Consider the following 3,037-nt stretch of genomic DNA (forward strand, 5'->3'; position numbering starts at 1 on the left):
CCGGTTCAGATAGCCGCGCGCAACACCGGCCCCGCCGATATAAAGCTCACCCACCGCCCCGAACGGCACCGGCGCACCATGCCCGTCCAGAAGATACACACGCGTGTTCGCAATCGGACGGCCGATCGGGATAACGGACCCATCAAAATCAGCCGGGCAACTCCACGCTACCGCGAAGGTCGTCGTCTCGGTCGGACCGTAGCAGTGAATGAGACGTACTGGACCTTCTTCACTCAGCAATTTCAGAAATGAGTGAAAATCGTTGCGCTCGCCTCCACAGAGGAGGTACTTAAGTTGTGCTAATATCGGAGCAATCGATAATGTATATTGATTGAATAACGCCGTTGTTAGGAAAAGGGTTGTCACCCGTTGCTGTTTAAGTGCCTTGGCAAAACTTGAAGAATTTATGACTGTGACGGCATCCATTGCAATAATGCAGCCACCGTTGAGCAGCGGCGCCCACACTTCAAATGTGCTTGCGTCGAAGGCCGGATTACCCGCCCACGCCACACGATCTCCGGCATCGATTTTCGCATATCCATTGTTGATGACTAGCCGGTTCACGGCGCGGTGAGGCACAACAACTCCCTTGGGACGGCCGGTCGAGCCAGACGTGTACATCACGTAAGCGGCAGCCTCGGCGCTCAATGCCAAGCCGGGATCTCTACTACGTCCTGTTCCAACCATGAACGGCTCAATGGCCAGAAGAGGGATCGTCGCCTCAACCAGCTCATCATCGTCACTCTTGCAAAGCACCAGGCGTGCAGCACAATCGGCCATCAGCCATTCTTGTCGCGCAGACGGAAGAGCGTGATCGATCGGCACATACACTCCCCCCGCCTTGAGGATCGCCAACTGCGCCATGACAAGGGCGATGGAGCGGTCCAGCACTGTCGCAATGCGATCCCCCGGCTTGACCCCGAGCGTGATGAGATGATGGGCCAGCCGGTTGGCCCGGGCGTTGAGTTCGCCATAGCTCAGCTCATCGTCCTCATGGATGAGGGCGAGACGGGTAAGGCGCCTGCGTCCGGTTCAGATCCTCCAGCAGGTAGCTGCGCTCGTCAGCCGGCAGGATGTCGATGCGGCCGATCGGCTGGCCGGCATCGGCGACCATCGCCCGCAGCAGCGTCAAAAGATAACCACGCTGCCGCGCGATCGTCGCTTCATCGAACAGCGCGCTCGCATAACCCAGCGTTCCGGTGATGATCTCGTCATGCTCGCAAAGGTTCAGTTCGAGATCGAACTTGACCTGATCGAACCCCTCCCCCGCAGCCTCGACGCTCAGCCCCGGCAGGTCGAAGGACCCGACCGCATTGTTCTCCCAGGCCAACATCACCTGGAACAACGGCGTGTGATCAAGAGCCCGGGGCGGCTGGACGATCTCCACCACCTGCTCGAACGGCAGGTCCTGATGCTCCTGTGCCGCCAGCGCCGTGCGCCGCGTGCGCTCCAGAAGCGCCGACACGCTCGGCGTGCCCGACAGGTCGAGCCGCAGCGCCAGGGTGTTGACGAAGAAGCCGATCAGCTCTTCGGTCTCGCGGCGGCCGCGATTGGCGCTCGGCACACCGATGACAAGGTCGTCCTGCCCCGACAGACGCGACAGCACCGCAGCCCACGCCGCCAGCACTGTCATGAACAAGGTCGTGCCATGCTGGTGGCTCAGCCGCTTCAGCCCGCGCGTCAGCTCCGCATCGATGACAACGGGAACATTGGCTCCGGCAAACGACTGTTGCTCCGGCCGTGGGCGGTCCGTCGGCAGCGCAAGACGCGCCGGCGCGCCGGCGAGGGTCTCGCGCCAATAGTCCGCCTGGGTCTGCAGCCGTTCCCCCGACAGCCACTGGCGCTGCCAGGCGGCATAGTCGGGATATTGGATGGCGAGCGGCGGCAAAGGATCGTCCTGTCCAGCCAGAAACGCCCGGTAGAGGCTGCTCAGTTCCCGCACGAGCACACCCATCGACCAGCCGTCCGAGACGATGTGATGCTGGGTCAAAAGGAAGACGTGCTCCTCGTCCGACATCCGGATCAGCCGCCCGCGGATCAGCGGCCCGCGCGAAAGATCAAAGGGCGTGCACGCTTCCTCCTGGCACAGCTCCAAAAGCGCGGCTTGCGCATCCGCCCTGCCCTTGAGATCGTGCTCGAGCACCGGCAGCCCCGCATCCGGCGGCAGGACCTCGACCCGGGGCTTGCCCTCCGGCGCGACAAAGATGCTGCGCAGCGCCTCATGCCGCGCAAACAGACGGTCGAGGCTGCGCTGCCAGGCGCTGCGCTCGAGCGCACCGTGCAGTCGCAAGACCAGCGGAATATGATAGTTGGTGCTCGCCTCGTCCAGCTGCGCCAAGAACCAGAGCCGCTGCTGGGCAAACGACGGTACAAGCGGCTCTTGACGCGACACGGCAACAATCGCCGGTAGGTCTTGCGGACCGGCTCGGCTCAGCTGCTCGACAATGCTTTCCGCCAGATCGGACAGCACCGGCTTGGCGAACAGCGTCGTCAGCGGCAGTACCACGCCGAAAGCCTGCGACAGCCGGCTCAAGAGCTGCACGGCCAGCAGCGAGTGGCCGCCGAGTTCGAAGAAGTGGTCGTGGCGTCCGACCCGCTCGAGCCCGAGCAGCTCCGTCCAGATCTGCGCCAGCGTCGTCTCGATCTCGCCTTGCGGCGCCTCATAGGTGCGTCGCGCATAGGCGTCGTCGTCGGGAACAGGCAGCGCCTTGCGGTCGAGCTTGCCGTTCGGCGTCAGCGGCAGGGTATCGAGCCGCACGAAGGCCGACGGCACCATGTAATCCGGCAGCTGCCCGCTGACGTGCGCGCGCAAGGCGCCGGCAAGGTCGGAGCCCTCGGCTCCGTCGGCATGCTCGCTCGCAACCACATAGGCGACAAGGTGCTTGTCGCCGGCGCGGTCCTCGCGCGCCACCACGACGGCCTCGCGCACCAGGGCATTCTCGCAAAGCCGTGCGGCGATCTCGCCCGGCTCGATGCGGAAGCCGCGGATCTTCACCTGCTCGTCGTTGCGGCCGAGGAACTCCAGATTGCCGTCCGG

General features: G+C 63.7%; 1 pseudogene. It reads right to left on the minus strand.

Going from position 1 to position 3,037, the window contains the following annotated elements:
• A pseudogene (locus tag PY649_RS34630) lies at positions 1-3,037 on the minus strand (condensation domain-containing protein); the annotation flags it as partial.

Source organism: Rhizobium mayense (assembly GCF_030272705.1).
In the GTDB taxonomy this organism is placed as follows: domain Bacteria; phylum Pseudomonadota; class Alphaproteobacteria; order Rhizobiales; family Rhizobiaceae; genus Rhizobium; species Rhizobium mayense.